Genomic DNA, 24350 nt, shown 5'->3' with positions numbered 1-24350 from the left:
CATTTTTCATTCATTTTTATTTGATAGAGAATGATGCTGCAATGTCGTAACACTGCTACAACTTAGGTAAAAATTTAAACGGGCGAGTTTATCCACCAAAACCGCCCGTTGGCCATCATCAAAACTATGTTTAGTATCAATCAACGAATTGAATGTGTGACCAAATAGATCAGTGTATTTTCACTTTCTTAATACAACAGAACCTTTTTTATTTCTCTAGAACAACACTATCCGCTTGTCGCCTCGGTAACGCCATGACGAGCTCAAGAAAGGCTATCGCAGCGAGTGTAGTGATAAATAAAGATTTCCCAGCTTCAACTAATATCCAGCCACCTATTATCGGAAACCCGAATATCCCAATAAAGTAGGAAACAACGAACCAAGTAAGAGCTGCATGGCGATGCTCTAGAGCAGATTCGTTTATCGCCCAAGTTTGGATAACAGGATATACTAATCCATATCCAAGACCTGTTAAAATAGCTGCTGTAATTTGAAAGATTGAATGAACAGGTATACCTAACAAAGATACTATGCCCAGAACTAAAAATGACATAAGTGTGATGACAAGAGGAATACGAGGCACAGTTGATAAATAACGAGCCAACAGAAGCCGTGATATAACTACAGTCACTACATGAACAGCAAAAAATGTATTGGCGCTTGAGTTTGTTCCTTCTACTATTGAACTCTGGAACGACATCATGCCAGAGAACACGCAGCCTCCTAACCCTACCATAATAATCGGACGGATTGCACTCGTGGCCGCAATCTTCGATATATTCTTTACCCAAGGTCTTAATGATAATTCTTGTTGATCGTGTGGCTCTCTAAATCCAAATGTCATTAAAAATAGAGATGCAAAAATAGCAATAATACCAACAAGGAGAAATGCTGTTAGGATAGGTATTTTTACTTGTTCAACAATGATAGAGAGTATAATTGGGCTACCACAAATTCCTGCCATCTGGAAAGCACTGAAACGTGTAAACCAGTATCCCCTATCTGCATCAGAAATACGTTCAGACAAAGCCATTGGCCCGCTGATATAGAACATACCCCAACCGAGGCCAATCAAAAAAGCCCCTATACGTGGTATGTAACTCAGATCACCAGCGGAACAACTGAGAAGAAAATAACCACACGATACAGATAAAGCAGCTAAGGCTGCGAAACGCGATGATTCCAGCCTCCCAGCAAACCATCCAACTAAAGGAACACCAATCAACGTGCCGATTAAAGCCACACTCAGTGTCATTCCTGCGTCAATATCACTCCCTCCCTGTGCCCGAAAAAATTCAGAAATTAAGAAAGTTGCTCCATATCCACCTGCAGTAAAAGTCGTGCCGAAGAGGAGAAAAAGTGCTGATGTCGTTCGCATAAATCAAATCCTATCCTATATATACCCAATATCACTAAGAATTGAATGTTCTTGGGACCATAGACCTTAGTTTATTTATTGCTTCTTTTAAATGAAGGAAAACATAGCTTATTTCGTTTTAATTACAACTACACAACCAAATCCTACTATACCTGGGATATTAAGAATACCAGAGCGTAGACCTCGTCCATGTCCACCGCCAACCCAACAATGAAGGGAGATAAAGCAATATTTTTATCGCGAGAGTTGATATAAAGTGTCTAACTCCCTTTGGGAGCAGATATTTTATGTGCAGAAAATGAGGCTAAGTTAATATTTCATACGTTTTACATCAAACGCTATTTTAGTTTTCTCAAAGGTAACCAGCGTATCGCAACATGTTACGAAAAGGCTATACATGAAACTACCTGTCTATGGTGAAATTAGGCTGTATTCGACTCTTTTGTCGGTGATTATATAATTAAGGGACACCATCTAGTTTCACTAAGACAATTTTTTGTAGAAAATATTCATTTGGGGTGATCTCCTCATTGGTCAGGCTGTATAGTGACAGTGGATGTTGAAAAGATGAAAGTGAATATAGACTTCAGGTACGAAGGCTAATCAGTCCGTCTTTCTTTAACTTGGTTAACCAACGGCTGGAATTCTTCATATTCATACCCATTGCTTTTAAATCAACGGACAAGGGAACATACAAGGTCCTTTCAGGGCGGCACGTGACCGAATACACGGCCATAATACCGCATGGTTATCTGTTTTATTGGATATATGCCCGATGTCCTCCTCTTCAACCGGATCGCGTGGCCTGTCAACTATAACCAGTGATGTAATATCCTCACCATTCTGTCGCGAAGTGGTTTGACAAAGTCATAAGGGGTGATTGACTTTTCTCGTTTAGCACCCAGATAATTCTGCCCACCATTGTACTATCAGCTGCCGTTCGTCTAGATGAAATGTTTGGATGTAGAATGTACGCTGCCCGGATGTTGTTTCGTTCGATATGGCTTAACTGGTGCTCGATGTGTAACTCTTTGATAAGTAAAGCAGCCTGATGGTTAAGCGGCTCAAGGTGATCGGTTTTCATTTTCATGCAACGTTCAGAAAAGCGAACGCTTTTAGATGGGTTTTCGTGTAGCGGAAATTTTCCAGATGGCATTTTGAAAGTCGATTTCCTGTCAGTGGGCAAATCTCACTTCATTGGAGTGGACAAACGTCAGCAGCACCACCGCTATAGGCAGATAAATGGCTCAGGAAATCAGGTAAATATTCATGAGGCAGAGTAGAATGGTGGCGGGATTTCGTGGTAGTGAGTGCCTGGCCATATCATTAGCTGGGTTGGACTCCAGAATATCGTTTTGGACGGCGTAGCGTATGATAGTAGTGACATATTGCCGTAATCGCTGGGTGATATCATGATTGCCCTATTCATCAACGGCTTTGACCGGAGCTAAAAACTGGCTGAATCAAACAGTAAGTGCCCCGAATTATGCCCTTCGTTGCATCTTGATTTGCAACAGACGAAACTAGACCTAAAAATAAGAAAGGGTGTTGATTTTGCTGGGTTTGACAGAAATTGTTTGACTGGGCTGGACTTCACTGGAAGTTGAAGTGGTGCCCGGAGGCGGAATCGAACCACCGACACGGGGATTTTCAATCCCCTGCTCTACCGACTGAGCTATCCGGGCTAACGGGGCGCATTAAACCGTATTCATCCTAATCCGTCAAACACTTTTTGCAAAAAAACGATAAAAATTGATTGCTTGCTTTATTTTTATACCAATTCAGTGTGGTTATTCAGCTAATGCCGTTTTTTATTAACTTAATGCCCCATTTTTTCGGCATTTTGCGATGGTTAGAATATCTTGAGCCAGAATTTTCGCAGTGATCACATCTTCAAAATCTCTTTTCACTAATAGCCTACTCAGACACCCCTCAAGGATAAGTTCCATCTGTTGAGCGACTTGCTTGCTATCGTCAATATCAAGTTGTTGTAATAATTCTTCCGTGTAATGGAAAGAGTTCTGTTTTTGTAATTCTGCTAATTGGTGGATTGGATGGTTGGTGTCAGGAAATGCGCTGCAAGCAGCAATAAACAGGCAGCCAGGATAACGCTGTTCTTGTACTTTTTCTTTGAGAGCGTCGTAGCGTGCCAGTAATTTTTGCTCAGGGCTTAGGCCTTCATCCAATAGAGTTTGGCGCTGCCAGATTTCAATTTGCTGGCTGTGATGGCGCAGGCAGTCGTAGAGTAAGGCTTCACGATCAGGCCAAAAATGTTTTATATGGTTGATATCAATATCGATAGAGGCTAAAAGCGTCTCCAGTGTCGCTGACAGGCCATGTTGCTCTAATAAGTTCAGGACATGGCTAAGCACATATTCACGTTGCACGGTGGCTCTCCTTCCAGATTATTTTGGTTGTCGATGTTGTAATTGCTGTACATGCTGATTAAAACGCTGAGCATCTATGAATCCATTGATTCGCTCATCGGTTAGCTCTGTTCCCTTATCGAAAAATAAGATAGTGGGGAGTCCCAGCACTTGCAGTTTTTGCAACAGTTCTTTTTGTTTTGGGGTGTTATCCGTGACATTTGCCTGTAACAAGAGGAATTGGCTTAATTGTGCCTGTACTTTTGGATCACTGAAAGTATATTTTTCAAACTCCTTGCAGGCGACACACCAGTCAGCATAGAGATCCAACATAATCGGTCGATGATGATTTTCCGCCAAAATTTGACTTAACTCTTGCCAATCAGAGACTTGTTGAAACTGCAAAGTAACTTTTTGTTGTTCTGCCACAGGGTTTCCCCATACCCAATCTTGTAAAGGACGTGAAGCAATGAGTGCCAAAGCAAGTAAGATAACTTGTAAGGTTCGTATCCAACCGTTTTTGCTGTTTAAAGTTAATGCGAATGCCCAACCAAGGAAAGAAACAGCCAATAGGCTCCACAATCTTATGCCCCATGTGTCACCCAGTACACGTTCCAGCAAGAAAACTGGCAGAGCCAATATGATAAATCCGAAGGCTTCCTTAACGTATTGCATCCATGGGCCGCTGCGTGGCAGGAGTTTGTGACCAAATAGTGTGACGGCGATAAGCGGTAAGCCCATTCCCAATGCGTAGAGGTACAACGTTAAGCCGCCGACTAATGTATTACCGCTTTGGGCGATATAAAGCAAAATAGCACTGAGTGGTGCGGTAGTGCAGGGAGAGGCGATTAAACCGGCTAAAGCTCCCATCACGAATACGCCAATGTAAGAGCCACTTTGTTGTTGGTTGCTCCAATCCACGAGGCGAGTTTGGAGCGAAGAAGGAAGTTGTAATGTATATAGCCCAAACATTGATAAGGCGAGCAAAATAAACAGCACTGACAGCCCTACGAGGATGTAAGGATTTTGCAGGGCAGCCTGAAATTGCAAGCCAGCCGCCGCGACGATTAAGCCAAGTATTGTGTAAGTGAGCGCCATTCCCTGAACGTAACTCATGGCAAGCCAAAAAATCCGTTTCAGGCTTTCAGGACGTTTTTGGCCCAAAATAATGCTGGAAATCAGCGGATACATGGGCAGTATGCAGGGAGTAAAAGCAATACCAATACCAATTAATAACGCCCAGAGTGGCGAAAATGGCACATCGTGGGACTCGGATGGTATATCTCCCTGTTGCAGAGGTGCTTGTAAGGAGTCTTCTTTATTTGTCGTTATGTTGGTGGGGGGCGCGGTTTTATTGCCTGATAGAGAAGCAGCAACGGCTTGCAATGGTACGCTTAAGGTTTCAGGCGGATAACAATAACCTGCTTCTGCACATCCTTGGTATGTAATCTGGAGAGAGCCGTTGTTGGTGGCAGACAGAATGGGAATATCAATCCGTGCCGATTGAAAATAGACTTCTGTCTTACCAAAAAACTCATCTTCATGATCGACGCCTTTGGCGTATGAAATTTCACCCAATGATACTTCTTGATTGGGAATGATATTGAACTGTTTTCGATAAAGGTAATAACCAGGTTGAATATCCCAGTTCAGAGTGAGTTTATTTCCTTGTTGCTGAAAATCGAACATGAATGCCTGATCAGCAGGAAGGTAGAGGCTTTTCCCTGGTTGTTCAAACAGTGCGCTAGCGTTGTTAGGCGACAGAGCGATACTGCTGAACAGTAGAAGCAACATAAGAATACGTTTCATCATAAGATAGTCTTTAGCCTGCCTGTATCGTGGGTTTGATTCCTAATATTAAGACAATGCAGAGTTTTTTACAGGAAAAGATGTGTCAGGAAGATTTCAGGGGCTGGCACGCCCCTGAAATAATAATGCCAAATAATCGAAATTGTGAAGCTACAGGATAATACCACCAAACAGAAAACCGAATGTGACGGCTAATACAACGGCAAGAGTACCCGGAATAAAGAATGGATGGTTGAAGACAAAACGTCCGATACGGGTGGTTCCGGTATCATCCATCTGTACGGCTGCAACCAGTGTCGGATAAGTTGGCAGGATAAACAAACCAGACACTGCGGAGAAAGAAGCGATCGCCGTTAATGGCGTGACATTCAGAGCCAGAGCCATTGGCATTAATGCCTTAGCTGTTGCTGCTTGTGAATAGAGTAATGCTGAACAGAAGAAGAAGATGACTGCCAGTAACCAGGGTTGGGCATGAATCAAACTACCCGCGGTTTCTTTGATCCAGTCTATGTTCGCTTGAACAAATGTATCGCCTAACCATGCAACTCCTAAGATACAAATACATGCGCTCATACCTGCTTTGAAAGTGCTTGAGTTCAGGATGGCATCAGTATCGACGGAGCAAATAATGGTGGTGAGCGTAGCGACACTGAGCATGATGATCAAAATCGCATTGGTGGTGTTCATTAGCGGTTTTGCAACCAGGCCGACACTTGGGCTATTAATAATCGCATAAATGACAACACCGACAACACCGAGCAGGAACAACAGAACAGAGCATTTTGCTTTGGGTTTGATTTGAATCTGGCTGGCGCCACGCATTTCTATCAAGCCATCTTCAAGGCGTTTTTGGTAAACAGGATCATTCGACAATTTTGCATCAAACAGCCATGAAATAATGAATGACATAAGGATGATGGCACAAAATGTTGAAGGCAGTAATACCATTAACAGGTGGATATAGCTGATGCCTTGCCCTTCCATAATCGATGCCATATAAACAACCGCCGCAGAAATAGGTGAAGCAGTGATCCCGATCTGGGCAGCGACAACGGCAGTAGAGAGTGGACGGCATGGTTTTATGCCTTGCTCTTTGGCAACTTCTGTAATAACAGGTAATGTTGCCAGTGAGATGTTACCCGTGCCTGCAAATAGTGTCAGAAAATAAGTGACGATAGGTGCAAGAACTGTGATGTATTTGGGATTCTTGCGCAGTAATTTTTCAGTTTGCTGAACAAGATAATCTAGTCCCCCCGCCACTTGCATGGCTGATATCGCAGCAATGACGGCCATGATAATTGAAATTACGTCAAATGGAATACTGCCTGGTTTAACACCGATGGCGGCAAGGACGAGAACACCAATCCCACCAGCAAAACCAATACCTATTCCCCCTAATCGTGCCCCCAAAAAAATGGCCAGCAGAACAATAACCAATTCTACGGCTAACATGTTAAATACTCCTTCATTTATTTAGTATTATGAAAATCTATGGTTAATAGTTTGTGTTTGCAGAAAATTAAAAAGGCACGCTTCCGGTTGGAATAGCGTGCCTTAATAATTAAGACGAACTCGTTATTATAATCATTTAATTAGTCATCAAAACGTTTTGCTTTATAAGTTGGATGTTTTAGGTTCTCAACGGAGAAAATATCATCTAATTCAGCTTCGGTCAGTAAACCGCGCTCAAGCACAACTTCACGGACACTTTTGCCTGTTTCAGCACAGATCTTACCCACGATATCGCCATTGTGGTGACCAATAAAGGGGTTCAGATAAGTCACGATCCCGATGGAGTTGAATACGAAGTTTTCGCAAACATCTCTATTGGCAGTAATGCCATTGACGCATTTTTCCACCAAATTACGGCAGGCGTTGTTCAGGATAGACATAGATTCAAACATAGCCTGACCAATCGCCGGTTCCATGACGTTAAGCTGTAACTGGCCTGCTTCTGCTGCCATAGTGACACAGGTATCATTACCGATGACTTTGAAGCAAACTTGGTTAACAACTTCTGGCACCACAGGGTTAACTTTCGCTGGCATGATAGAAGAACCCGCCTGCAATTCTGGCAGGTTAATTTCATTCAGGCCAGCACGAGGGCCGGAAGAGAGCAGACGCAAGTCGTTGCAAATCTTGGACATCTTAACAGCCAGACGCTTCAACGCACTGTGAACCATGACGTAAGCGCCACAGTCAGAGGTGGCTTCTATCAAATCTTCTGCTGGTTGGCAAGGCAATCCTGTAACCTCGGCCAATTTTTCAACGACCAGCTTTTGGTAACCTGGTGCAGTATTCAAGCCAGTACCGATAGCAGTCGCGCCAAGGTTTACTTCTAGCAGCAGCTCTGCCGTGCGAGTGATGTTTTTGATCTCTTCTTTCAACAGTACAGAAAAAGCACGGAATTCTTGGCCCAGAGTCATGGGAACCGCGTCTTGCAACTGGGTACGGCCCATTTTCAGGATGTCATCGAATTCAACGCCTTTTTTGTCAAAACCCTCTTTCAGCAACTCAATGGAATCAATTAAGTGCATCAGGGCGTTATAAACAGCAATTCGGAAACCGGTAGGGTAAGCATCATTGGTTGACTGGCTTCTGTTTAGGTGATCATTTGGGTTCAGGTACTCATATTCACCTTTTTGATGTCCCATCAACTCCAGGCCAATATTTGCCAGCACCTCATTCGTGTTCATGTTTAGTGAAGTACCGGCGCCGCCCTGAAAGACATCAACAGGGAATTGATCCATACATTTGCCTTTAATGAGAACTTCATCACACGCTTTGACGATAATATCTGCCACTTTTCCAGAAATAGTATGGAGTTCTTTATTTGCCAGTGCCGCAGCTTTCTTCACCATCACCATGCCCCGGATGAACTCAGGCACATTGTTGATGGTACGGTCACTGATATAAAAGTTTTCAATCGCACGTAGAGTGTGAATACCGTAGTAGGCTTCAGCAGGAACTTCTCGTTTACCTAACAGGTCTTCTTCGATACGAATGTTGTTTGACATGAGAACCTTCTTAAAATTGGATACGTTTTTTGACTGTTCTATTACGTGTTTGTTGAAAAATAATGTTGCCGCCAACAATTTCCCTGATATTAAACACTTATCATGAAATTGCTGGCGCGATCATATGTGGATTTGTAAGAAATGCCTTGAACCTGGATCACTTTATAGTGCTATTTTATTGATGAAATAACATATGTGTGACTAAGGTCACGATTACGGGAGGAAAAAGTTGAGGGTTTGAAGTGTTGAAAACAGCCACGATTATCCCCACATAGATTATCTAACACCATATTATGTGATCTAACCCGATATTAGGTGTCACACAGAGTGTGAATGATCGAATAGTGTGAACCCTCAATAATAATGAAAGGAGAACCACGTGCGTTGGCTCCCGCTTATCCTTATATGCCTTCTGGTTTACATCGAGTCTGTCCTGTTTGTTCGGATTGCCTCCGAAGTTGGAGTCTTGTTGACTCTGTTATTGGTTATCCTGACGTCTTGTCTTGGTGTATCCCTTGTGCGTAATCAAGGTATTAAGAATTTCCTCTCTATGCAGCAAAAACTCGCAGCCGGTGAGAGTCCTGCGGAAGAAGCTGTTAAAAGTGTATCTCTGGTCATCGCTGGATTCTTGCTGATATTGCCCGGTTTCTTCACCGATTTTCTTGGGTTACTGTTGCTATTGTCTCCCGTACAGAAACTTCTGACAGCGAAGCTATTGCCTCATATTAAGGTTTACCGCCCGAATACTTTTTATGGTTCCGGTAATTATGGTAATCATCGTGGCGGTTATGGGCAGAACGGGCAGACTTTTGAGGGAGAATATGAGCGCAGGCAAGATGACGCTTCTCGTATATCGGATGACCAAAAAAATTATGGTGAATCTGACAGTGAGCGCAATAAGAAATGATTGCCGTTACATTGGTTGAGATTTCAGAGAGTAAGAAAAAAGTAAAATTTTTTTGTTACCCACCCTTGAAGTCATGATCTCAAGCCCCAATTTGTAGCTTCGTGATACCGGTTCTGTTGGGTTCTGGTATCAATCCTCTTACCTGATATGGACTTTATTTATAGGAGATCTATCAATGAAAATTCGTCCATTACATGACCGCGTTATTATCAAGCGTACAGAAGTTGAATCAAAATCCGCTGGCGGTATTGTTTTGACGGGCTCTGCTGCGGGCAAATCTACCCGTGGGAAAGTTTTGGCAGTCGGCAATGGTCGCATTCTCGAAAATGGGGAAGTGAAGGCGCTGGACGTAAAAGTAGGTGATACCGTTATTTTTAATGAAGGTTACGGCGTTAAAACAGAAAAGATCGATAATGAAGAAGTATTGATCATGTCTGAAAGCGACATTCTGGCAATTGTTGAAGCGTAATTGAGAATCTTATTACGCTTAGATCTTCTTGATTGAACGAATTTAAAGGAAAGACACAATGGCAGCTAAAGACGTAAAATTTGGTAATGATGCTCGCAGCAAAATGCTACGCGGTGTGAATGTACTGGCTGATGCAGTTAAAGTGACCCTGGGCCCTAAAGGCCGTAATGTAGTTTTGGATAAATCTTTCGGTGCGCCTGTCATCACTAAAGACGGTGTATCTGTAGCACGTGAAATCGAATTGGAAGATAAATTCGAGAACATGGGTGCTCAGATGGTTAAAGAAGTCGCTTCTAAAGCTAATGATGCGGCAGGTGATGGTACCACCACAGCAACCGTATTGGCTCAAGCTATCGTCACCGAAGGTCTGAAAGCTGTTGCTGCTGGCATGAACCCAATGGATCTGAAACGCGGTATTGATAAAGCAGTTGTTTCCGCTGTTGAGGAGCTGAAAAAACTGTCCGTACCTTGCTCTGATTCCACTGCTATTGCACAGGTTGGTACTATCTCTGCAAACTCCGACGAAACCGTAGGTAAACTGATCGCAGAAGCGATGGATAAAGTTGGTAAAGAAGGTGTAATCACCGTTGAAGAAGGTACTGGCTTGGAAGACGAACTGGATGTTGTTGAAGGTATGCAGTTCGACCGTGGTTACCTGTCTCCTTATTTCATCAACAAACCAGAAGCGGGTTCTGTTGAACTGGAAAACCCATACATCCTGCTGGTTGACAAAAAAATCTCCAACATCCGTGAATTGCTGCCAGTTCTGGAAGGCGTCGCTAAAGCAAGCAAGCCTTTGATGATTATTGCTGAAGATGTTGAAGGCGAAGCACTGGCAACTCTGGTTGTGAATAACATGCGTGGTATCGTGAAAGTTGCTGCGGTTAAAGCACCTGGCTTCGGTGATCGCCGTAAAGCCATGCTGCAAGATATCGCTATCCTGACTAACGGTACTGTTATCTCCGAAGAGATTGGTCTGGAGCTGGAAAAAGCGACTCTGGAAGATCTGGGCCAGGCAAAACGTGTTGTTATTAACAAAGACACTACAACTATCATTGATGGTGTCGGTGAAGAAAGCGCAATTGCTGGACGTGTTACTCAGATCCGCCAGCAGATCGAAGAATCTACTTCTGATTATGACCGTGAAAAACTGCAAGAGCGTGTTGCTAAATTGGCAGGCGGTGTTGCTGTAATCAAAGTAGGTGCAGCAACTGAAGTTGAAATGAAAGAAAAACGCGCTCGCGTTGACGATGCACTGCACGCAACTCGTGCGGCTGTAGAAGAAGGTGTTGTTGCTGGTGGTGGTGTTGCTCTGGTTCGTGTTGCTAGCACAATCTCTAACCTGACTGGTGACAACGAAGATCAGAACGTTGGTATTCGCGTTGCACTGCGTGCGATGGAAGCACCAATGCGTCAGATCGTAGACAACGCAGGTGAAGAGCCTTCTGTTGTTGTAAACAACGTGAAAGCAGGTAAAGACAACTACGGTTATAACGCTGCAACTGAACAGTACGGTGATATGATCGAAATGGGTATCCTGGATCCAACTAAAGTAACCCGTTCTGCACTGCAATTCGCAGCTTCTATTGCTGGTTTGATGATCACTACCGAAGCAATGGTGACTGAACTGCCTAAAGATGACAAAGCTGACTTAGGTGCAGCTGGCGGTATGGGCGGTATGGGTGGAATGGGCGGCATGATGTGATGCTGTTCATCCTGATGATGGCATTGTCCATCTGTTAGGAAAGCCCTTAAAGGCGAGCAGGGAAAACTTGCTCGCCTTTTTATTGTTCCTATAATCAATGAGGGAAGTTATGCGAATTAAGATTTTATTTAGTGCGTCAGTATTACTGTTGGCAGGGTGTACAACAGCTCATCAATTAACCTCTGCTGGCGCTAATGTGCGTTTTGTGGACACTCAACCAGGTAGTGAATGCCAGCGATTAGGTGAAGTTAGTGGTACCCAAAGCAACTGGCTCAATGGTGTTAGCAATGAAAGTAGTTCTATGCGTAGTGCAGCCAATGACTTGCGTAATAAAGTGGCTGAAATGGGCGGCAACGTTATTTATGATATAAATAGTCCATCAGAGGGGTTATTGTCTAGTTTTGTCCCCCTTGATAGCAAAATGGTTGGTCAGGCCTATAAATGCCCTTAGATATTAAATAGATGTGCCTAGTGAGAAAGTGGTTTGGGCAAGGCTCAGAAAGAATGTTTCGCAACATTAAGAGTCGCGAATATATTCAGTTTTTGTGCGCTGCCCATTCAGAAGAACTCAATAATGATGGAATTAAACTCATCTGTTATCGATTGGCATAGGAATTATCACTAGTTTTGTGCTAGCCCTAAATCCAGTGGGGTTTTGCTTGGTTCTCCACCAATTTCTCTGGTCAGGCTTGGAACCAGATAACCGGATACTTTAGTTAATAATTCTCGCATGACAGCTTTTGCCTCTTCATCGTCCACGAGAAAATGTGCGGCACCTTGAACTTTATCCAGAACGTGAATGTAGTAAGGTAATATGCCTGCGTCAAAGAGTGCATTACTTAAATCAGCCAAAGTCTCTGCATTATTATTGACATCACGTAACATCACACTTTGATTCAGCAGTGTCACTCCAGCTTGTTTTAGTCGAATCATACTTGTGCGTAACGCATTATCAATTTCATTCGCATGGTTGATATGGGTTACCATGATGACCTGCAAACGAGTTTGTGCAAGACGATTACACAATGAAAGCGTGATACGATCAGGGATCACAACCGGTAAACGTGTATGGATACGTAACCGCTTAATGTGTGGGATAGATTCAAGACGGCTGATCAACCAGTCCAGTTCATGATCCTTAGCCATTAATGGATCGCCCCCAGAGAAGATAATTTCGTCAAGCTCAGGGTGTTGTTCAATATAATCCAGAGCAAGCAGCCAATTGTTTTTATTGCCTTTATTATCCTCATAAGGGAAATGGCGGCGAAAACAATAGCGACAATTAACCGCGCAACCCCCTTTGACCAATAGCAAGGCTCGATTGTGATATTTATGCAATAGACCTGGAACAACACTGCGTTGTTCATCCAATGGATCAGGGGTGAAACCAGGGGATATAGCAAACTCTTCCCGTGAGGTCAGGACTTGTAATAGAAGAGGATCACGGGGATCACCCTTTTTCATTCGTGTTACAAATGCTCTTGGCACACGCAGAGGAAATAAGCGCTTTGCTTCATTGCCTTCTTGCAGTTTCGTATGTGTGTTTAAGGATAACAGTTGTAACAACTCATTGGGATCAGTAATAACATCCGCGAGTTGTTGTAGCCAGGCTTCTCTGACAGGGTGAATATGGGTTATAATGTGTGCCATTTTTTGGCTAAGCCATTTTGTTAAAAATTAGAGGATCTCCATGGCTACTTATAGTACCAATGAATTCCGTTCAGGTCTTAAAATCATGTTAGATGGCGAGCCGTGCGCTATTCTTGACAGTGAATTTGTTAAACCAGGTAAAGGACAGGCATTTGCCCGCGTTCGTATTCGCAAACTGATCTCTGGTAAACTGTTGGAAAAAACTTTTAAATCAACAGATTCTGCTGAAAGTGCAGATGTCATGGATGTCAACCTGACTTATTTATACAACGACGGTGAATTTTGGCATTTCATGAACAACGAAACTTTCGAGCAGTTGGCTGCGGATGAGAAAGCCGTTGGTGATAATGCCAAGTGGCTGATCGATCAGGCAGAATGTATTCTGACTCTGTGGGATGGCCGTCCTATCGCTGTAACTCCACCAAACTTTGTTGAACTGGAAATCGTTGATACTGATCCAGGTCTGAAAGGTGATACTGCTGGTACTGGTGGTAAACCTGCAACCTTGAGTACCGGCGCTGTCGTTAAAGTTCCTCTGTTTGTCCAGATCGGCGAAGTGATCAAAGTTGACACTCGTTCTGGCGAATACGTTTCTCGCGTGAAATAACCGCGTTTGCTATTCTAAAAAAATCGCAGCCTCTTCGTCCAGAGGTTGCGGTTTTTTATCATCCCTTCTTGGTTAGTCTCATTGCAGCTATTAAATCGGGTAGCTATAATCCAATTTCATTTCTTATCGTTATCCTGGACGACCTGGATAAACGTCATCTCATCGGGGACGGCCCCACTTATCCTTATATAAAGGGAAAGACATGTCTTGGTTGATCCTTCTTATTGCTGGTTTGTTGGAAGTCGTGTGGGCGATAGGCCTAAAATATACCCACGGTTTTTCACGCTGGGTGCCGAGTTTAATTACGATCAGCGCGATGGTGGTTAGTATGGGGTTACTGGCTTATGCCATGAAAAATCTACCGGCAGGAACTGCCTATGCAGTGTGGACAGGTATCGGTGCGGTGGGTACGGCGGTTTTCGGCATCATGGTGCTGGGGGAATCTGCGAATTTAGTTCGGATATTGAGCCTTGGCCTGATTGTGATTGGGATTATTGGCTTAAAGTTGGCGGGTTGATTGCTTATGAATAAACCCAGCACTGTGCTGGGCTTATGATTATTTCTTTTCATAACGCGAAGGCCATATTTCTTCTGGTGTTCGTCCAAGTGCTGTCGCAATAAGGCGTTCGCCTTTTGGCCAGTGTCGTTGCAATGCATTGGCAAGAGTTGATGATGCCAGCCCTGCTGATCGTGATACTTCCGATAGTGTTGTTCCGCGTTTTTTCAATTCAGCGATGATGTCAGCAGAATGCCAGTCTTTTTTTTCCATCCTTAAGCTCTCCAGTTATCAATTATCTTTTTAATTAAAAAGTAAATGAGTATTCAGTAGACTATAAGTCACACATCATAGCATAACTCTAGCTGAAACGTGACTTATAGTCCGTGGTCGGATAAGTAACATGAATCGATACTTATCGGATGAAAAAATCGAACAACATCAGATCCCTTTTTGGTCAAAGAATTAGGTATCTCAGGATAGAAGCTGGGATGTCACAAGAGGCTTTTGCCGATAAGTGTGGACTGGATCGTACTTATGTCAGTGGCATTGAACGTGGTGTCAGGAACCCCACCTTGGAAATTATTTATGTGATAGCAAATGGATTACAGATTGAACTCAGTGAATTGTTCGATTTTGGGACAATATATCCTCCTCACTAAATCTCATTATCAAAAGATAATGCGGGTTAAATTTTAGCAACTAATCCTCCCATCTCTTCATTTTCTTTACTTTCAATTGCAAAGTTGCAGCCAATAAAGCTGCGACTTGAAAGAATCATGTTCCCTTATCGTTTGGCTTGAGTACTAGACTGAAAGTTATATTCTATTTTTGAATATGATATTTGTTTTTGTCATATTATGTGCAGTGCTTGCTGAAATTTGGTAAGAAAATGATTTTTGATTAGATATCAGCTGGGAACGAGATGATGTTATTAATCCTTGAACTTGTGATTGGGGCGATTGTTGGCGTGATTATCACTACTACCGGTGTTGGTGGTGGAGTGATAGTTTTACCAATCTTGACCTATTTTTTTGGATTAGATGCATTGTCTTCTGTTGCGACGGCTAATCTTCTTTCAATGTTGATGAAAATATCATCTTCTTATATACATTTTCGCATGGGAAATATTCCCTTACGCCAATCTTTGATTATTCTACTGATCATGATACCCAGTACGGTATTCGCCAGTTATGGCGTCACGATGTTGAGTCATTTAAGCCATAATCGGGTACAATTTGAATGGGGAATTAATTTACTGGTTTTATTGGCTATCTTATTTTCCCTTTATCTTTTTTACCGTCGAATACACCAGCCACAATTACACATGAGCCAAACACAACCACAATTACAACCTAGGTTGATTAAGCCTTTCTTGTTACCCGGTACGGGAGCTGGATTAGTACTTGGGGCAACAGGAGTGGGTGGTGGCATAGTGGTATTGCCACTATTATTACGCTATGGGCAAATGAGTATTAAACAAGCGGTTGGTGTTTCCCTGTTTATTACGATGATGTTATCCGGCTCATCTGCTTTCGCTTATGCCTATGGAGGGCATACAGACTGGAAACTGGCGTTGGTATTGTTTGTTGGTTCTTTGCTGGCTATCCCTTTCGCCAATTATTTGATCAAGCATGTGTCTGATAAAGTACTACAATATGCCACATTATTCCTGATCTTATGTAGTGCTGTGTTGATGGGCATTCGGTTAGTTTAATAGAAATTCTTTTGACTATTGAGGCAGAGAGATAACCTCAATAGTAAAAGAGTAAATTAACGCGATGCTCGACTTTTATGGTGAGTTGAAATGACATAGCCGCTCCTTTATAACTTTAAGTCGCCAAACTGAGAGAAATAAAGGAACAAAGGCTATGTCACAGCAAGATTTTATCATTTGGGTGTTTTGTTGGGTAGACGATAATTTAACGGCGTTACAGCAAAGCTCTCGATTCAGAAGCCGGGGATACCCACCTAAGCTGAGCGATGCGGAAGCCATCACGATGGAAGTGGTGGGTGAATTCTTAGGCTTTTCAACGGATAAAGGAATTTGGACGTACTTTCGTGATCACTGGTGCGAGTGGTTTCCGGGACTGGGTTCACGCGCCAATTTTGCTAAACAGGTTGCGAATCTTTGGGCTGTTAAACAAAAGCTGCAAGAAAAGCTGGCGAGGTTATTGGGTGCGTTCGATAGGCCGGTACATATTGTCGACGGATTTCCGTTGCCCATCTGTGGATTCAAAAGAGCGAAAGGCAGTGCCAGCTTTAAAGGACAAGCTGATTATGGGTACTGCGCCGCCAAAAACGAAACTTACTACGGCTTTAAAGGGCATCTCATGATAGATGAAATTGGCGTAGTAACGGGATTCACATTGACGCCCGCCAATGTCAGTGAGCGTGAAGCGGTCTGGGACTTGACTAGCCCAATAAAAGGCTGTTTGCTCGGCGATAAAGGTTATTTAGGTTTTGAATTTCAAGAGGAAATGAAGCAGTCGGGTATTGAAATGATAGCCCCGGTGCGTGCCAATATGGATGACCCAGTCCCCAGAGAAACAAGAAAGCGCATTAATGCCAAACGGCGCTTAATTGAAACCGTCATTGGTCAACTCGCTGGGCAATTTGCTATCGAGAAGTGCTGGGCACGGGATTTGTGGCATTTGAGTAATCGAATAGCCAGAAAACTGCTTTCTCATACACTGGGTATTTTTGCCAATTTTAAACAAGGTAAAAGTCAACGCGACTGGCTTCAACAAGCCCATGTTATAGGGAGCTAAAGTTGAGCATCGCGTTAAATTAGTAATATCAGTAAGTTGTTTCACCAATATTTTTTAGAGCATCAATCACCAATTGCCAGAATTTGGCATGATCCAATTTGACAGCAACCTGCGTATGGCAATCTTCAGGTGGCGGAAAACGGAAATCTGCAACAGTCATTCCTGTTGTTAAGCCTCCCATCAGTTCGATATTAACGGGGACTTTTTGGGTCGTCATAACATCCGGATCGATCACATAAGCTACAGCACAGGGATCATGCACAGGAGGATAGCCAAATCCTTGATGCTCAAGATACCTGTCACCATAAAACTTCAGAGCATCCAAAACGAATTGGGCAGGACGTGTCTTAATCTGGGCAATTGCTTCAATAATTTCAGGAGTTGCTTGCGCTTGGTGAGTGAGATCTAAACCGACCATTGTCAACGGCCATTTTTCATTAAAGACAATGTGGGCAGCTTCTGGATCGATCACGATATTGAACTCCGCAACTGCGCTTCTGTTTCCTTTATGATAGCCCCCTCCCATTAATACAACTTCTTTTACCCGCTCAACAATTTTCGGTTCTTTGCGCGCAGCCATAGCGATATTCGTCAAACCTGCAGTTGGCACCAAAGTCACACTTTTGGGCGGATTTTCCATAATCACATCAATAATGAGATCAACTGCATGGCGCGCATCCAGTTTCATACTAGGTTCAGGAAGAATAGGGCCATCCAGACCCGTTTCACCATGAATGTCTGGGGCTGTATTGATCTCCCGAACAAGTGGGCGGTGACAACCTGCTGCGAAAGGAACGTTATGAATATTAGCGATGCGTGCAACACAAAGCGCATTGCGGGTGACTTTATTCAGGGTTTGATTACCAACAACTGTCGTTACAGCCAACAATTCAATATTGGGATCCCCGTGGGCAAGCAGGAGAGCAATGGCATCATCATGCCCAGGATCGCAGTCGAGGATGATTTTCTTGGGTAGCATATTCATTCCTTTCCAGTGATTATGACCTTCATTTCTCAAGTTGCTGTTTTGTCGGTTACAACTCGAAACCTATTAAGTACATATGTAAATATTTACGGTCAGGATAATTTACTAACAGAAAAAATTTCCTCCAACTCTATCACAAAATGAAAACATAAGAATCACAATTTATTAATAAATATTTTAATAATTGTGATTCCATTAACATGAAAACAACAAATGATTTGAGAATTTCAAGCACATATGATTCATATATACCAGACATAAAATGCATTAATGTCTAATTTTGTTAGTTTGTTAACTTATTAATATTTTGTTCTTTATTGTTTTGTTAATACACATGAATAACTAATGTTCAAAAAATGTGATAAGCACCCCTGATAAAAGGAATAGCAAGGTTACACCATCAGGGGATAAGCAGATGCTCATGGGGTATAACATGAATAATAAGCTTGATTCATTAACATACTATACGGTGACGAAAAAATATGATCTTCGTTTTCCGATGCTGACAGAAGATCTAGATGTTGATGTTGTTATCATTGGCGGAGGTTTTTCCGGTATCAATACCGCATTAGAGCTGGCAGAAAAAGGCATCACCAATATTGCTATTTTGGAAGGCCGAACTTTGGGGTATGGCGGTACAGGCCGTAATGGTGGGCAGGTGATGACGGGGATTGGCCATGATTTGGATAAGATCAAACGCCACGTGGGTAAAAAAGGCCTGGAAGCTATATTTAAAATCAGTAGCTTGGGAGCGGGAATCATTCGTGATCGAGTTGCCAAATATGATATTCAGGCTGACTTTTGCCAAGGTTATGCCTATCTTGGTTGGAATTCGCGTCATGATAAAACCCTGCATAGTTGGTTACAGGAATTTCGTTCGGCTTCCCCTGGTGAAGAAATTGAGCTTTATACGGGTGCAGATGTTAAAAAAGTTATTGGTTCAGACCGTTATACCAGTGCACTAAAACATATGGGTGGGGGACATGTTCACTCACTCAACTTGCTGCTGGGTGAAGCCAAAGCTGTTACTGAATATGGTGTCAAAATCTTCGAAAACAGTCAGGTTGTGAGCGTAGAGTATGGCTCCAGAGTTACCGTACGTACAGTAACAGGATCAGTGCGCGCCAATAAGATGCTGTGGGCATGTAATGGCTTTTTGGATGGACTTGAACCGGCTATTTATAGAAAAACAATTAATACTTATGCTTTTCAATTGATGACGGAAGAACTGTCGGATGATTTGATTGAAAGGATCAGCCCAATTCGAGGGGCCTACAGTGATATTAGCCCAGTCATCGATTACTACCGTGTTACTAAAGAAAATCGCCTGTTATATGGCAGCGCAACACACTTTCTTGAATATATGCCTTCCGATTTAAAAGCATGGAACCGCAATCTCATGCTCAAGACCTTCCCTTATTTGAAAGATGTGGAGATAGAACTGGCATGGGGCGGGCCATTATGTTGCAGCGCTAATTTGTTTCCACAAATGGGTTCTCTGCCTAATCATAAAAATGTGTTCTATGTTCAAGGCTATTCGGGATTTGGGGTAACGCCAAGCCACATCATCTGCAAAATTTTGGCTGAGGGAATGAGTGAAGGTTCGGAGCGTTATTCGCTACTTAGTTCGATTCCACACCTCGATATTATCGGGAAAGATAAACTGAGAAATGTACTGCTCTCTGTCGGTAAGACTTGGCATCAGGCTTCAGGTTACTGGAAAGGGCGTCGTTAGTTTTTCAACGGTCACAGTTAAAGGTAAAAGTTATGATAAAGCCATTATTGTTAGATAAAACTCTTCCTGAATTAATGCCAATTGGCAGTGTCACTAATCTTGGTTCTGTTGTGGTGGAGGGCGATCCGCAGGCAAGTGTCGCCATGATCCACGGGGAACCATCGGATAATCTGACATGTGGTATTTTTGCCTGCACTAAAGGCAAATTTAAAATGATCTATCCCTTTGATGAAATGGCAACAGTGCATGAGGGTTCAGTGAAACTGACAGATGTCAAAACAGGGGTGATGGTCGAATACCATAAAGGCGACTCGTGGTTTGCGGCAAAAGGGTGCGAAGTATTGTGGGAAATCACCAGTGAGCGTTTCGTCAAACATTATATGGCTTGTATAAATGGGCAATTGTCTGATTAGGCAGAGGAAAAGGTGATGAGTGACATTCATTTACTGGAGTCAGTGACAACTTTTTTGCAGCACTCTCATGGTCACTATATTAATGGAGTCTCTGTTCTTGGTCAGGAAAATGAAACTTTCTCTATCGTTAACCCGGCATCTGGCGAAGTGATAGCTACGGTCAATCAAGGAGGAGAACATGAAGTTAATCAGGCAATGCAGGCAGCATCAGATGCTTTTCACGGCGTGTGGGCGCAAACTTCTCCTATGGAACGGGGGAATTGCCTGAATCGGTTGGCTGATCTATTACAAAAAAATAGTGACGAGTTAGCACAACTGGAAAGTTTATGTTCCGGTAAACCGATTCAATTATCCCGTATGCTGGATGTAGATGCATCAGCCGATTATTTACGCTATTTTGCCGGATGGTCAACCAAAATTACGGGTGAAACACTGAATGTATCACTGCCATCGTTTAAAGGGGAAAAATATTCTGCATTCACGCGCCGTGAGCCTATCGGCGTCGTAGTTGGCATTATTCCGTGGAATTTTTCCATCATGATTGCGATCTGGAAATTGGGGGCGGCACTGGCCTGTGGCTGTACGATTGTGCTTAAACCCAGTGAATATACGCCCTTAACCCTACTTCGTGTGGCTGAACTGGCAAAAGAAGCGGGAATTCCAGATGGTGTGATCAATATCGTCAACGGTACAGGCACTCGGGTTGGATCTTCTCTGGTTAATCACCCTCAATGTGCCAAAGTCACTTTTACAGGCTCCGTTCCAACAGGAATAAGCGTGGGGAAATTGGCCTTGGAGCAGGGATTGAAGCGCACAACACTGGAGCTTGGCGGTAAAAACGCGGCAGCTTTTCTGTCTGATATGACCGTTGAAAAGATCGTTGATGGCATACTGGAAGCGGGATATGTGTATCAAGGGCAAATTTGTGCAGCCGCGGAGCGCTTTTATATTCCATCCGTTCACATGGATGCTGTTTTGGCATTACTTACTGAACGTTTATCTGCGATGAAAATTGGCTCTCCCCTTGATGAATCAACAGAAATGGGGCCTTTGGCAAACAAAAAACATTACGAAAAAATTTTATCTATGTTTGAAACTGCGCGTCAGGAGGGCAATGAAATTGTCTACGGAGGCTATGCTTTGGAGGGACCGGGATTTTTTGTCGCACCAACAGTGATTAAAGCCAATAGTGTTAAAGATACATTAATGAACGAAGAGACATTCGGGCCGATTGGCACTTTCCTCAGTTATGATGATGAGGAAGAGCTTATTACCATGATGAATGCGACACCATTTGGGTTGTCTGCCAGCCTCTGGACGAATGATATGAGTAAAGCGATGCGTATGACCCCTTGCATTAAAGCGGGTATGCTATGGATTAATATGCATACGTTCCTTGATCCTGCGGTTCCATTTGGAGGGATTAAATCTTCAGGAGTTGGCCGTGAGTTTGGCAGTGCATTCATAGAACATTATACGGAGCTGAAATCAGTCATGATGCGTTATTAATGGAGACGTTAATAATAGCTTTTTTATTCTATGCAAAAGATAGCGTAGTTATGATAGTAAATTATGGTGACAAATGAGGAAGATCCGTCAGTTATCTCGCCAGGAAATCCCTGATGTCTGGAATATTGATCGCACTGAATTGATTGAAAATTTATATGTCCAGCAACGAGATCAATTAATACTTACGCCGCAATGTTTTGATATGCGAGGTTGGCCGGAAGGGGAAGCTGAAATTTATACCCCAATTCTTCTGGATAGTTATGATCGCGGGGCATTCTTTCTAGGCGCTTTCGCAGAGAACGCAAATGACAAATTGATTGCTGTCGCCAGCGTTGATCCTCATTGGCGAGGTGAAAATAGTGACCTGCTTCAATTGTCTTTTTTGCATATTAGCAAGGCATATCGTGCTTCAGGATTGGGAAAACAGTTATTTCATTGCTGTATTGATTTTGCCAAGGCAAAAGGTGCGAAAGGGTTATATATCTCATCAATACCGTCTGAAAATGCGGTGAATTTCTATCGGCATATAGGATGTGTGCTGATTGCTCAGCCTGATATTGAACTTTACCAACGGGAACCTGACGATATTCACCTGGTTTATACCATCGATACTTAATACAGTGCGGGAAATATTCTCCCGCCTCTTTTCTCTATCATATTGCTTATCATCTCGGTGATTTACTTTCAACTTGTGATTAATTCGCTATCATATTTGGTATTGAGAATCATTATTGTTGTAGTGGGAGCTGACTATGTTTAGCGAAAAGTGGAAGCTAAAGCCGTTTTTTTGCCAAAGTATGATGGGATTCTGGGGGTTACTGTTATCCAGTCTGATCACATCAGCATTGGTTGTATCAGTGCTGGAAACAGTCGGTGCAGGAATAGAACAATTTAAATTTATCATTCAAGGTGCCTTACTGCTGACACTTGTTCTGTTACTGCATCGTAATGCCCGTCATTTTCTATTGATACCTGCTGGCATTGCGGTGATATGCAGCTTGTTCGCCTGCTTGCGTTATCTGGGACATTAAGGAAGATCGGGGAGAGAAGAAAAATGTAACAGTGGTGCGAAGGGGGGGACTTGAACCCCCACGTCCGTAAGGACACTAACACCTGAAGCTAGCGCGTCTACCAATTCCGCCACCCTCGCAGGTACTGCCATTTATCTAGTTTGTTCAACCGATAGCCATCTGATTTGGTGCGAAGGGGGGGACTTGAACCCCCACGTCCGTAAGAACACTAACACCTGAAGCTAGCGCGTCTACCAATTCCGCCACCCTCGCGTTAATCAGATACTATTGCTTAAACGAATAGCATGGAGGCGCATTCTAGAGATTTTATGGCTGGCGTCAATCATTATTTAGGGAGAAAATGTGTGATTGGTGTAAAAACCAACATGTCGATATGTTTGGTAAGGGCAGAAATGACATGCCGGAAAATAGAAATTGCCTGCCTCAATTTAACGGGCAGGCAACACAGGGATTGCGTTTGCTATCCGAATTATTTTTTAGTTGCTTGATATACTTTGAATTTACCTGTTTGCGCAATGACTTCATGGCTGCCAAAGGCATTATCCAGCAGATTAGGGTAAGGTAAGAAAGCGTTTGCAACAATCCGCAATTTACCACCGGATTTCAGATAATTGGGTGCCATGCGGATCATATTTTCAGCCGCCGCCAGGTTGGTTTTCAGGCCATCATGGAAGGGAGGATTGGAAATGATCCAGTCGAATTTTTCTTCAATGGCAGAATATACATTACTTGTGACGACATTGCCTTTCAGCTTATTGGCTTGCAGGGTCGCCTTACTGGATACGATGGCGGCAGCATTAACATCGCTTAGTGTCAGGGACAAATCCGGGTTCTTTTTACCCAACACGGCAGCCAATACTCCAGCACCACAAGCCATATCCAATAGACTGCCAGAGATAGGGGTATCGAAAGTAGAAAGCAGCAGACGACTGCCGATATCCAAATTATCCTGGCTAAATACGCCGGGCAGTGTATTAACAGCGATATCTTCCACTTGATAGCTGTTCCACCAATTGTTTTGATCAAATTGAACCTGGTCTTTCAATTGACCATAAAACAGGCTACAACGGCGTGCCGTATCAATTTTGCGGAAAGTAGCGATGCCTTCCATTAACTTATCAATACTGCGTACACCACTACGGTTTTCACCCACAATAAAAATATCCGTACCGGGTGGCAGGATGGAAAACAGGTTGCGTAGTTGAAAACGTGCTTCCTGTTTGCTTTTTGGCCAGTAATAAATCAGCGTATCACATCCTTTGATAAATTCGCTGTCCGCTACAAGGCCAAACCAGACATTATCACCAAGCTGGCGGATCAGGGATTGCCAGTGGTGATATTGGGTAGTATGCACACGCACACTTGCAGCTTCGATTTCCGTTGCCAGGTTATCCTGAAGATCACCGGCAAAAAGCAGATGATGGGAGCGAAATTGCTCATGATGGCGCAGGATAACTTCACTGGCCGGGGTTAATACTGACATCTATGTATAGCTCCTTTTA

At 43.1% G+C, this 24350-nt stretch carries 23 protein-coding genes and 3 tRNA genes; 14 read left to right on the top strand and 12 right to left on the bottom strand.

Translation table 11 applies throughout. The annotated features are described in order from the left end of the window. Positions 1-208: 208 nt before the first annotated feature. From WDV74_RS14085 to aspA, 6 genes are all read right to left on the bottom strand, one after another. Positions 209-1378: an MFS transporter gene (locus WDV74_RS14085; protein WP_338883419.1), complete on the bottom strand. Its 1170-nt coding sequence runs from the start codon at positions 1376-1378 to the stop codon at positions 209-211. 1609 nt (positions 1379-2987) lie between these two features. Next, positions 2988-3063 (bottom strand) — tRNA-Phe (locus WDV74_RS14080). 129 nt (positions 3064-3192) lie between these two features. After that, on the bottom strand, positions 3193-3765 hold the full coding sequence (locus WDV74_RS14075; protein ID WP_338883418.1) for a transcriptional regulator: 573 nt from the start codon (positions 3763-3765) through the stop codon (positions 3193-3195). 18 nt (positions 3766-3783) lie between these two features. Next, positions 3784-5556, bottom strand: a complete 1773-nt coding sequence (locus WDV74_RS14070) for a protein-disulfide reductase DsbD (protein WP_338883417.1) — start codon at positions 5554-5556, stop codon at positions 3784-3786. A gap of 147 nt (positions 5557-5703) precedes the next feature. Next, a complete protein-coding gene (locus tag WDV74_RS14065) occupies positions 5704-7005 on the bottom strand; it encodes an anaerobic C4-dicarboxylate transporter (protein WP_338803762.1) in 1302 nt (433 codons plus the stop codon). A gap of 140 nt (positions 7006-7145) precedes the next feature. Next, on the bottom strand, positions 7146-8570 hold the full coding sequence (gene aspA, locus WDV74_RS14060) for an aspartate ammonia-lyase (RefSeq protein ID WP_338883416.1): 1425 nt from the start codon (positions 8568-8570) through the stop codon (positions 7146-7148). 379 nt (positions 8571-8949) lie between these two features. Between aspA and WDV74_RS14055 the strand changes: the two genes are divergently transcribed. The 4 genes from WDV74_RS14055 (at position 8950) to WDV74_RS14040 (ending at position 12102) form a co-directional block, all read left to right on the top strand. After that, on the top strand, positions 8950-9477 hold the full coding sequence (locus WDV74_RS14055; RefSeq protein ID WP_338883415.1) for an FxsA family protein: 528 nt from the start codon (positions 8950-8952) through the stop codon (positions 9475-9477). Positions 9478-9652: 175 nt separating this feature from the next. Then, positions 9653-9946, top strand: coding sequence for a co-chaperone GroES (locus tag WDV74_RS14050; protein WP_074020370.1), 294 nt, complete (start codon positions 9653-9655; stop codon positions 9944-9946). Positions 9947-10004: 58 nt separating this feature from the next. Further along, positions 10005-11651: a chaperonin GroEL gene (gene groL, locus WDV74_RS14045; RefSeq protein ID WP_338883414.1), complete on the top strand. Its 1647-nt coding sequence runs from the start codon at positions 10005-10007 to the stop codon at positions 11649-11651. A gap of 109 nt (positions 11652-11760) precedes the next feature. Continuing rightward, the gene (locus WDV74_RS14040; RefSeq protein ID WP_338883413.1) at positions 11761-12102 is read left to right on the top strand and encodes a DUF4156 domain-containing protein; all 342 of its coding nucleotides are present in this window, start codon (positions 11761-11763) and stop codon (positions 12100-12102) included. Between the two features lie 170 nt (positions 12103-12272). Here the strand turns inward: WDV74_RS14040 and epmB are convergent, their stop codons facing one another. After that, positions 12273-13301 carry an EF-P beta-lysylation protein EpmB gene (gene epmB, locus WDV74_RS14035; RefSeq protein ID WP_338883411.1) on the bottom strand — a complete coding sequence of 343 codons (1029 nt, stop codon included), beginning with the start codon at positions 13299-13301 and terminating at the stop codon, positions 12273-12275. A 40-nt stretch (positions 13302-13341) separates the two neighbouring features. Between epmB and efp the strand changes: the two genes are divergently transcribed. Together efp and sugE are read left to right on the top strand one after the other, a co-directional pair. Beyond that, positions 13342-13908, top strand: coding sequence for an elongation factor P (efp, locus tag WDV74_RS14030; RefSeq protein WP_189758276.1), 567 nt, complete (start codon positions 13342-13344; stop codon positions 13906-13908). A gap of 202 nt (positions 13909-14110) precedes the next feature. Beyond that, entirely contained in the window at positions 14111-14425 is a 315-nt protein-coding gene (sugE, locus tag WDV74_RS14025; RefSeq protein ID WP_338883409.1) for a quaternary ammonium compound efflux SMR transporter SugE, read from the top strand. 39 nt (positions 14426-14464) lie between these two features. Here sugE and WDV74_RS14020 read toward each other — a convergent pair whose 3' ends face one another. After that, a complete protein-coding gene (locus WDV74_RS14020) occupies positions 14465-14677 on the bottom strand; it encodes a helix-turn-helix transcriptional regulator (protein ID WP_338883407.1) in 213 nt (70 codons plus the stop codon). A 149-nt stretch (positions 14678-14826) separates the two neighbouring features. Here WDV74_RS14020 and WDV74_RS14015 point away from each other — a divergent pair, with 149 nt between their 5' ends. From WDV74_RS14015 to WDV74_RS14005, 3 genes are all read left to right on the top strand, one after another. Continuing rightward, positions 14827-15066, top strand: a complete 240-nt coding sequence (locus tag WDV74_RS14015; protein WP_338883405.1) for a helix-turn-helix transcriptional regulator — start codon at positions 14827-14829, stop codon at positions 15064-15066. A 266-nt stretch (positions 15067-15332) separates the two neighbouring features. Beyond that, the gene (locus WDV74_RS14010; protein ID WP_338885618.1) at positions 15333-16121 is read left to right on the top strand and encodes a sulfite exporter TauE/SafE family protein; all 789 of its coding nucleotides are present in this window, start codon (positions 15333-15335) and stop codon (positions 16119-16121) included. A 154-nt stretch (positions 16122-16275) separates the two neighbouring features. After that, complete coding sequence (locus tag WDV74_RS14005; protein ID WP_338882223.1) at positions 16276-17175, top strand: IS982 family transposase; 900 nt, start codon at positions 16276-16278, stop codon at positions 17173-17175. Positions 17176-17203: 28 nt separating this feature from the next. Here WDV74_RS14005 and WDV74_RS14000 read toward each other — a convergent pair whose 3' ends face one another. Then, positions 17204-18154 (bottom strand): nucleoside hydrolase, encoded by a 951-nt coding sequence (locus WDV74_RS14000; RefSeq protein WP_338883404.1) that lies wholly within the window; start codon positions 18152-18154, stop codon positions 17204-17206. Positions 18155-18593: 439 nt separating this feature from the next. Between WDV74_RS14000 and WDV74_RS13995 the strand changes: the two genes are divergently transcribed. From WDV74_RS13995 to WDV74_RS13975, 5 genes are all read left to right on the top strand, one after another. Beyond that, positions 18594-19895 (top strand): FAD-binding oxidoreductase, encoded by a 1302-nt coding sequence (locus tag WDV74_RS13995; protein WP_338883402.1) that lies wholly within the window; start codon positions 18594-18596, stop codon positions 19893-19895. A gap of 32 nt (positions 19896-19927) precedes the next feature. Next, entirely contained in the window at positions 19928-20308 is a 381-nt protein-coding gene (locus WDV74_RS13990) for a cupin domain-containing protein (protein ID WP_338803755.1), read from the top strand. A 15-nt stretch (positions 20309-20323) separates the two neighbouring features. After that, complete coding sequence (locus WDV74_RS13985) at positions 20324-21817, top strand: aldehyde dehydrogenase family protein (protein ID WP_338883401.1); 1494 nt, start codon at positions 20324-20326, stop codon at positions 21815-21817. 73 nt (positions 21818-21890) lie between these two features. Further along, positions 21891-22433 (top strand): GNAT family N-acetyltransferase, encoded by a 543-nt coding sequence (locus WDV74_RS13980; RefSeq protein WP_338883400.1) that lies wholly within the window; start codon positions 21891-21893, stop codon positions 22431-22433. A 136-nt stretch (positions 22434-22569) separates the two neighbouring features. After that, positions 22570-22848, top strand: a complete 279-nt coding sequence (locus WDV74_RS13975) for a DUF1435 family protein (protein WP_273558088.1) — start codon at positions 22570-22572, stop codon at positions 22846-22848. Positions 22849-22880: 32 nt separating this feature from the next. Here WDV74_RS13975 and WDV74_RS13970 read toward each other — a convergent pair. The 3 genes from WDV74_RS13970 to rsmC all read right to left on the bottom strand — a co-directional run bounded on the left by WDV74_RS13970 (position 22881) and on the right by rsmC (position 24331). Beyond that, positions 22881-22967: transfer RNA gene (locus WDV74_RS13970), tRNA-Leu, on the bottom strand. A 46-nt stretch (positions 22968-23013) separates the two neighbouring features. Continuing rightward, positions 23014-23100: transfer RNA gene (locus WDV74_RS13965), tRNA-Leu, on the bottom strand. A gap of 217 nt (positions 23101-23317) precedes the next feature. Continuing rightward, positions 23318-24331 (bottom strand): 16S rRNA (guanine(1207)-N(2))-methyltransferase RsmC, encoded by a 1014-nt coding sequence (gene rsmC, locus WDV74_RS13960; protein WP_338883399.1) that lies wholly within the window; start codon positions 24329-24331, stop codon positions 23318-23320. Positions 24332-24350 lie beyond the last annotated feature (19 nt).

The organism is Xenorhabdus sp. TH1 (assembly GCF_037260955.1).
GTDB lineage: Bacteria > Pseudomonadota > Gammaproteobacteria > Enterobacterales > Enterobacteriaceae > Xenorhabdus > Xenorhabdus griffiniae.
This window is presented reverse-complemented; position numbering and strand designations above follow the sequence as displayed.

What these genes read in the sequence shown, in the direction of transcription:
- WDV74_RS14065 (WP_338803762.1), bottom strand. Translation starts at nt 7,005, where the DNA reads ATGTTAGCCGTAGAATTGGTTATTGTTCTGCTGGCCATTTTTTTGGGG.
- WDV74_RS14005 (WP_338882223.1), top strand. Translation starts at nt 16,276, where the DNA reads ATGTCACAGCAAGATTTTATCATTTGGGTGTTTTGTTGGGTAGACGAT.
- aspA (WP_338883416.1), bottom strand. Translation starts at nt 8,570, where the DNA reads ATGTCAAACAACATTCGTATCGAAGAAGACCTGTTAGGTAAACGAGAA.
- sugE (WP_338883409.1), top strand. Translation starts at nt 14,111, where the DNA reads ATGTCTTGGTTGATCCTTCTTATTGCTGGTTTGTTGGAAGTCGTGTGG.
- rsmC (WP_338883399.1), bottom strand. Translation starts at nt 24,331, where the DNA reads ATGTCAGTATTAACCCCGGCCAGTGAAGTTATCCTGCGCCATCATGAG.
- WDV74_RS14015 (WP_338883405.1), top strand. Translation starts at nt 14,827, where the DNA reads ATGAAAAAATCGAACAACATCAGATCCCTTTTTGGTCAAAGAATTAGG.
- groL (WP_338883414.1), top strand. Translation starts at nt 10,005, where the DNA reads ATGGCAGCTAAAGACGTAAAATTTGGTAATGATGCTCGCAGCAAAATG.
- WDV74_RS14040 (WP_338883413.1), top strand. Translation starts at nt 11,761, where the DNA reads ATGCGAATTAAGATTTTATTTAGTGCGTCAGTATTACTGTTGGCAGGG.
- WDV74_RS14085 (WP_338883419.1), bottom strand. Translation starts at nt 1,378, where the DNA reads ATGCGAACGACATCAGCACTTTTTCTCCTCTTCGGCACGACTTTTACT.
- efp (WP_189758276.1), top strand. Translation starts at nt 13,342, where the DNA reads ATGGCTACTTATAGTACCAATGAATTCCGTTCAGGTCTTAAAATCATG.
- WDV74_RS13975 (WP_273558088.1), top strand. Translation starts at nt 22,570, where the DNA reads ATGTTTAGCGAAAAGTGGAAGCTAAAGCCGTTTTTTTGCCAAAGTATG.
- WDV74_RS14010 (WP_338885618.1), top strand. Translation starts at nt 15,333, where the DNA reads ATGTTATTAATCCTTGAACTTGTGATTGGGGCGATTGTTGGCGTGATT.
- epmB (WP_338883411.1), bottom strand. Translation starts at nt 13,301, where the DNA reads ATGGCACACATTATAACCCATATTCACCCTGTCAGAGAAGCCTGGCTA.
- WDV74_RS14050 (WP_074020370.1), top strand. Translation starts at nt 9,653, where the DNA reads ATGAAAATTCGTCCATTACATGACCGCGTTATTATCAAGCGTACAGAA.
- WDV74_RS13980 (WP_338883400.1), top strand. Translation starts at nt 21,891, where the DNA reads ATGAGGAAGATCCGTCAGTTATCTCGCCAGGAAATCCCTGATGTCTGG.
- WDV74_RS13995 (WP_338883402.1), top strand. Translation starts at nt 18,594, where the DNA reads ATGAATAATAAGCTTGATTCATTAACATACTATACGGTGACGAAAAAA.
- WDV74_RS13985 (WP_338883401.1), top strand. Translation starts at nt 20,324, where the DNA reads ATGAGTGACATTCATTTACTGGAGTCAGTGACAACTTTTTTGCAGCAC.
- WDV74_RS14020 (WP_338883407.1), bottom strand. Translation starts at nt 14,677, where the DNA reads ATGGAAAAAAAAGACTGGCATTCTGCTGACATCATCGCTGAATTGAAA.
- WDV74_RS14070 (WP_338883417.1), bottom strand. Translation starts at nt 5,556, where the DNA reads ATGATGAAACGTATTCTTATGTTGCTTCTACTGTTCAGCAGTATCGCT.
- WDV74_RS14000 (WP_338883404.1), bottom strand. Translation starts at nt 18,154, where the DNA reads ATGCTACCCAAGAAAATCATCCTCGACTGCGATCCTGGGCATGATGAT.
- WDV74_RS13990 (WP_338803755.1), top strand. Translation starts at nt 19,928, where the DNA reads ATGATAAAGCCATTATTGTTAGATAAAACTCTTCCTGAATTAATGCCA.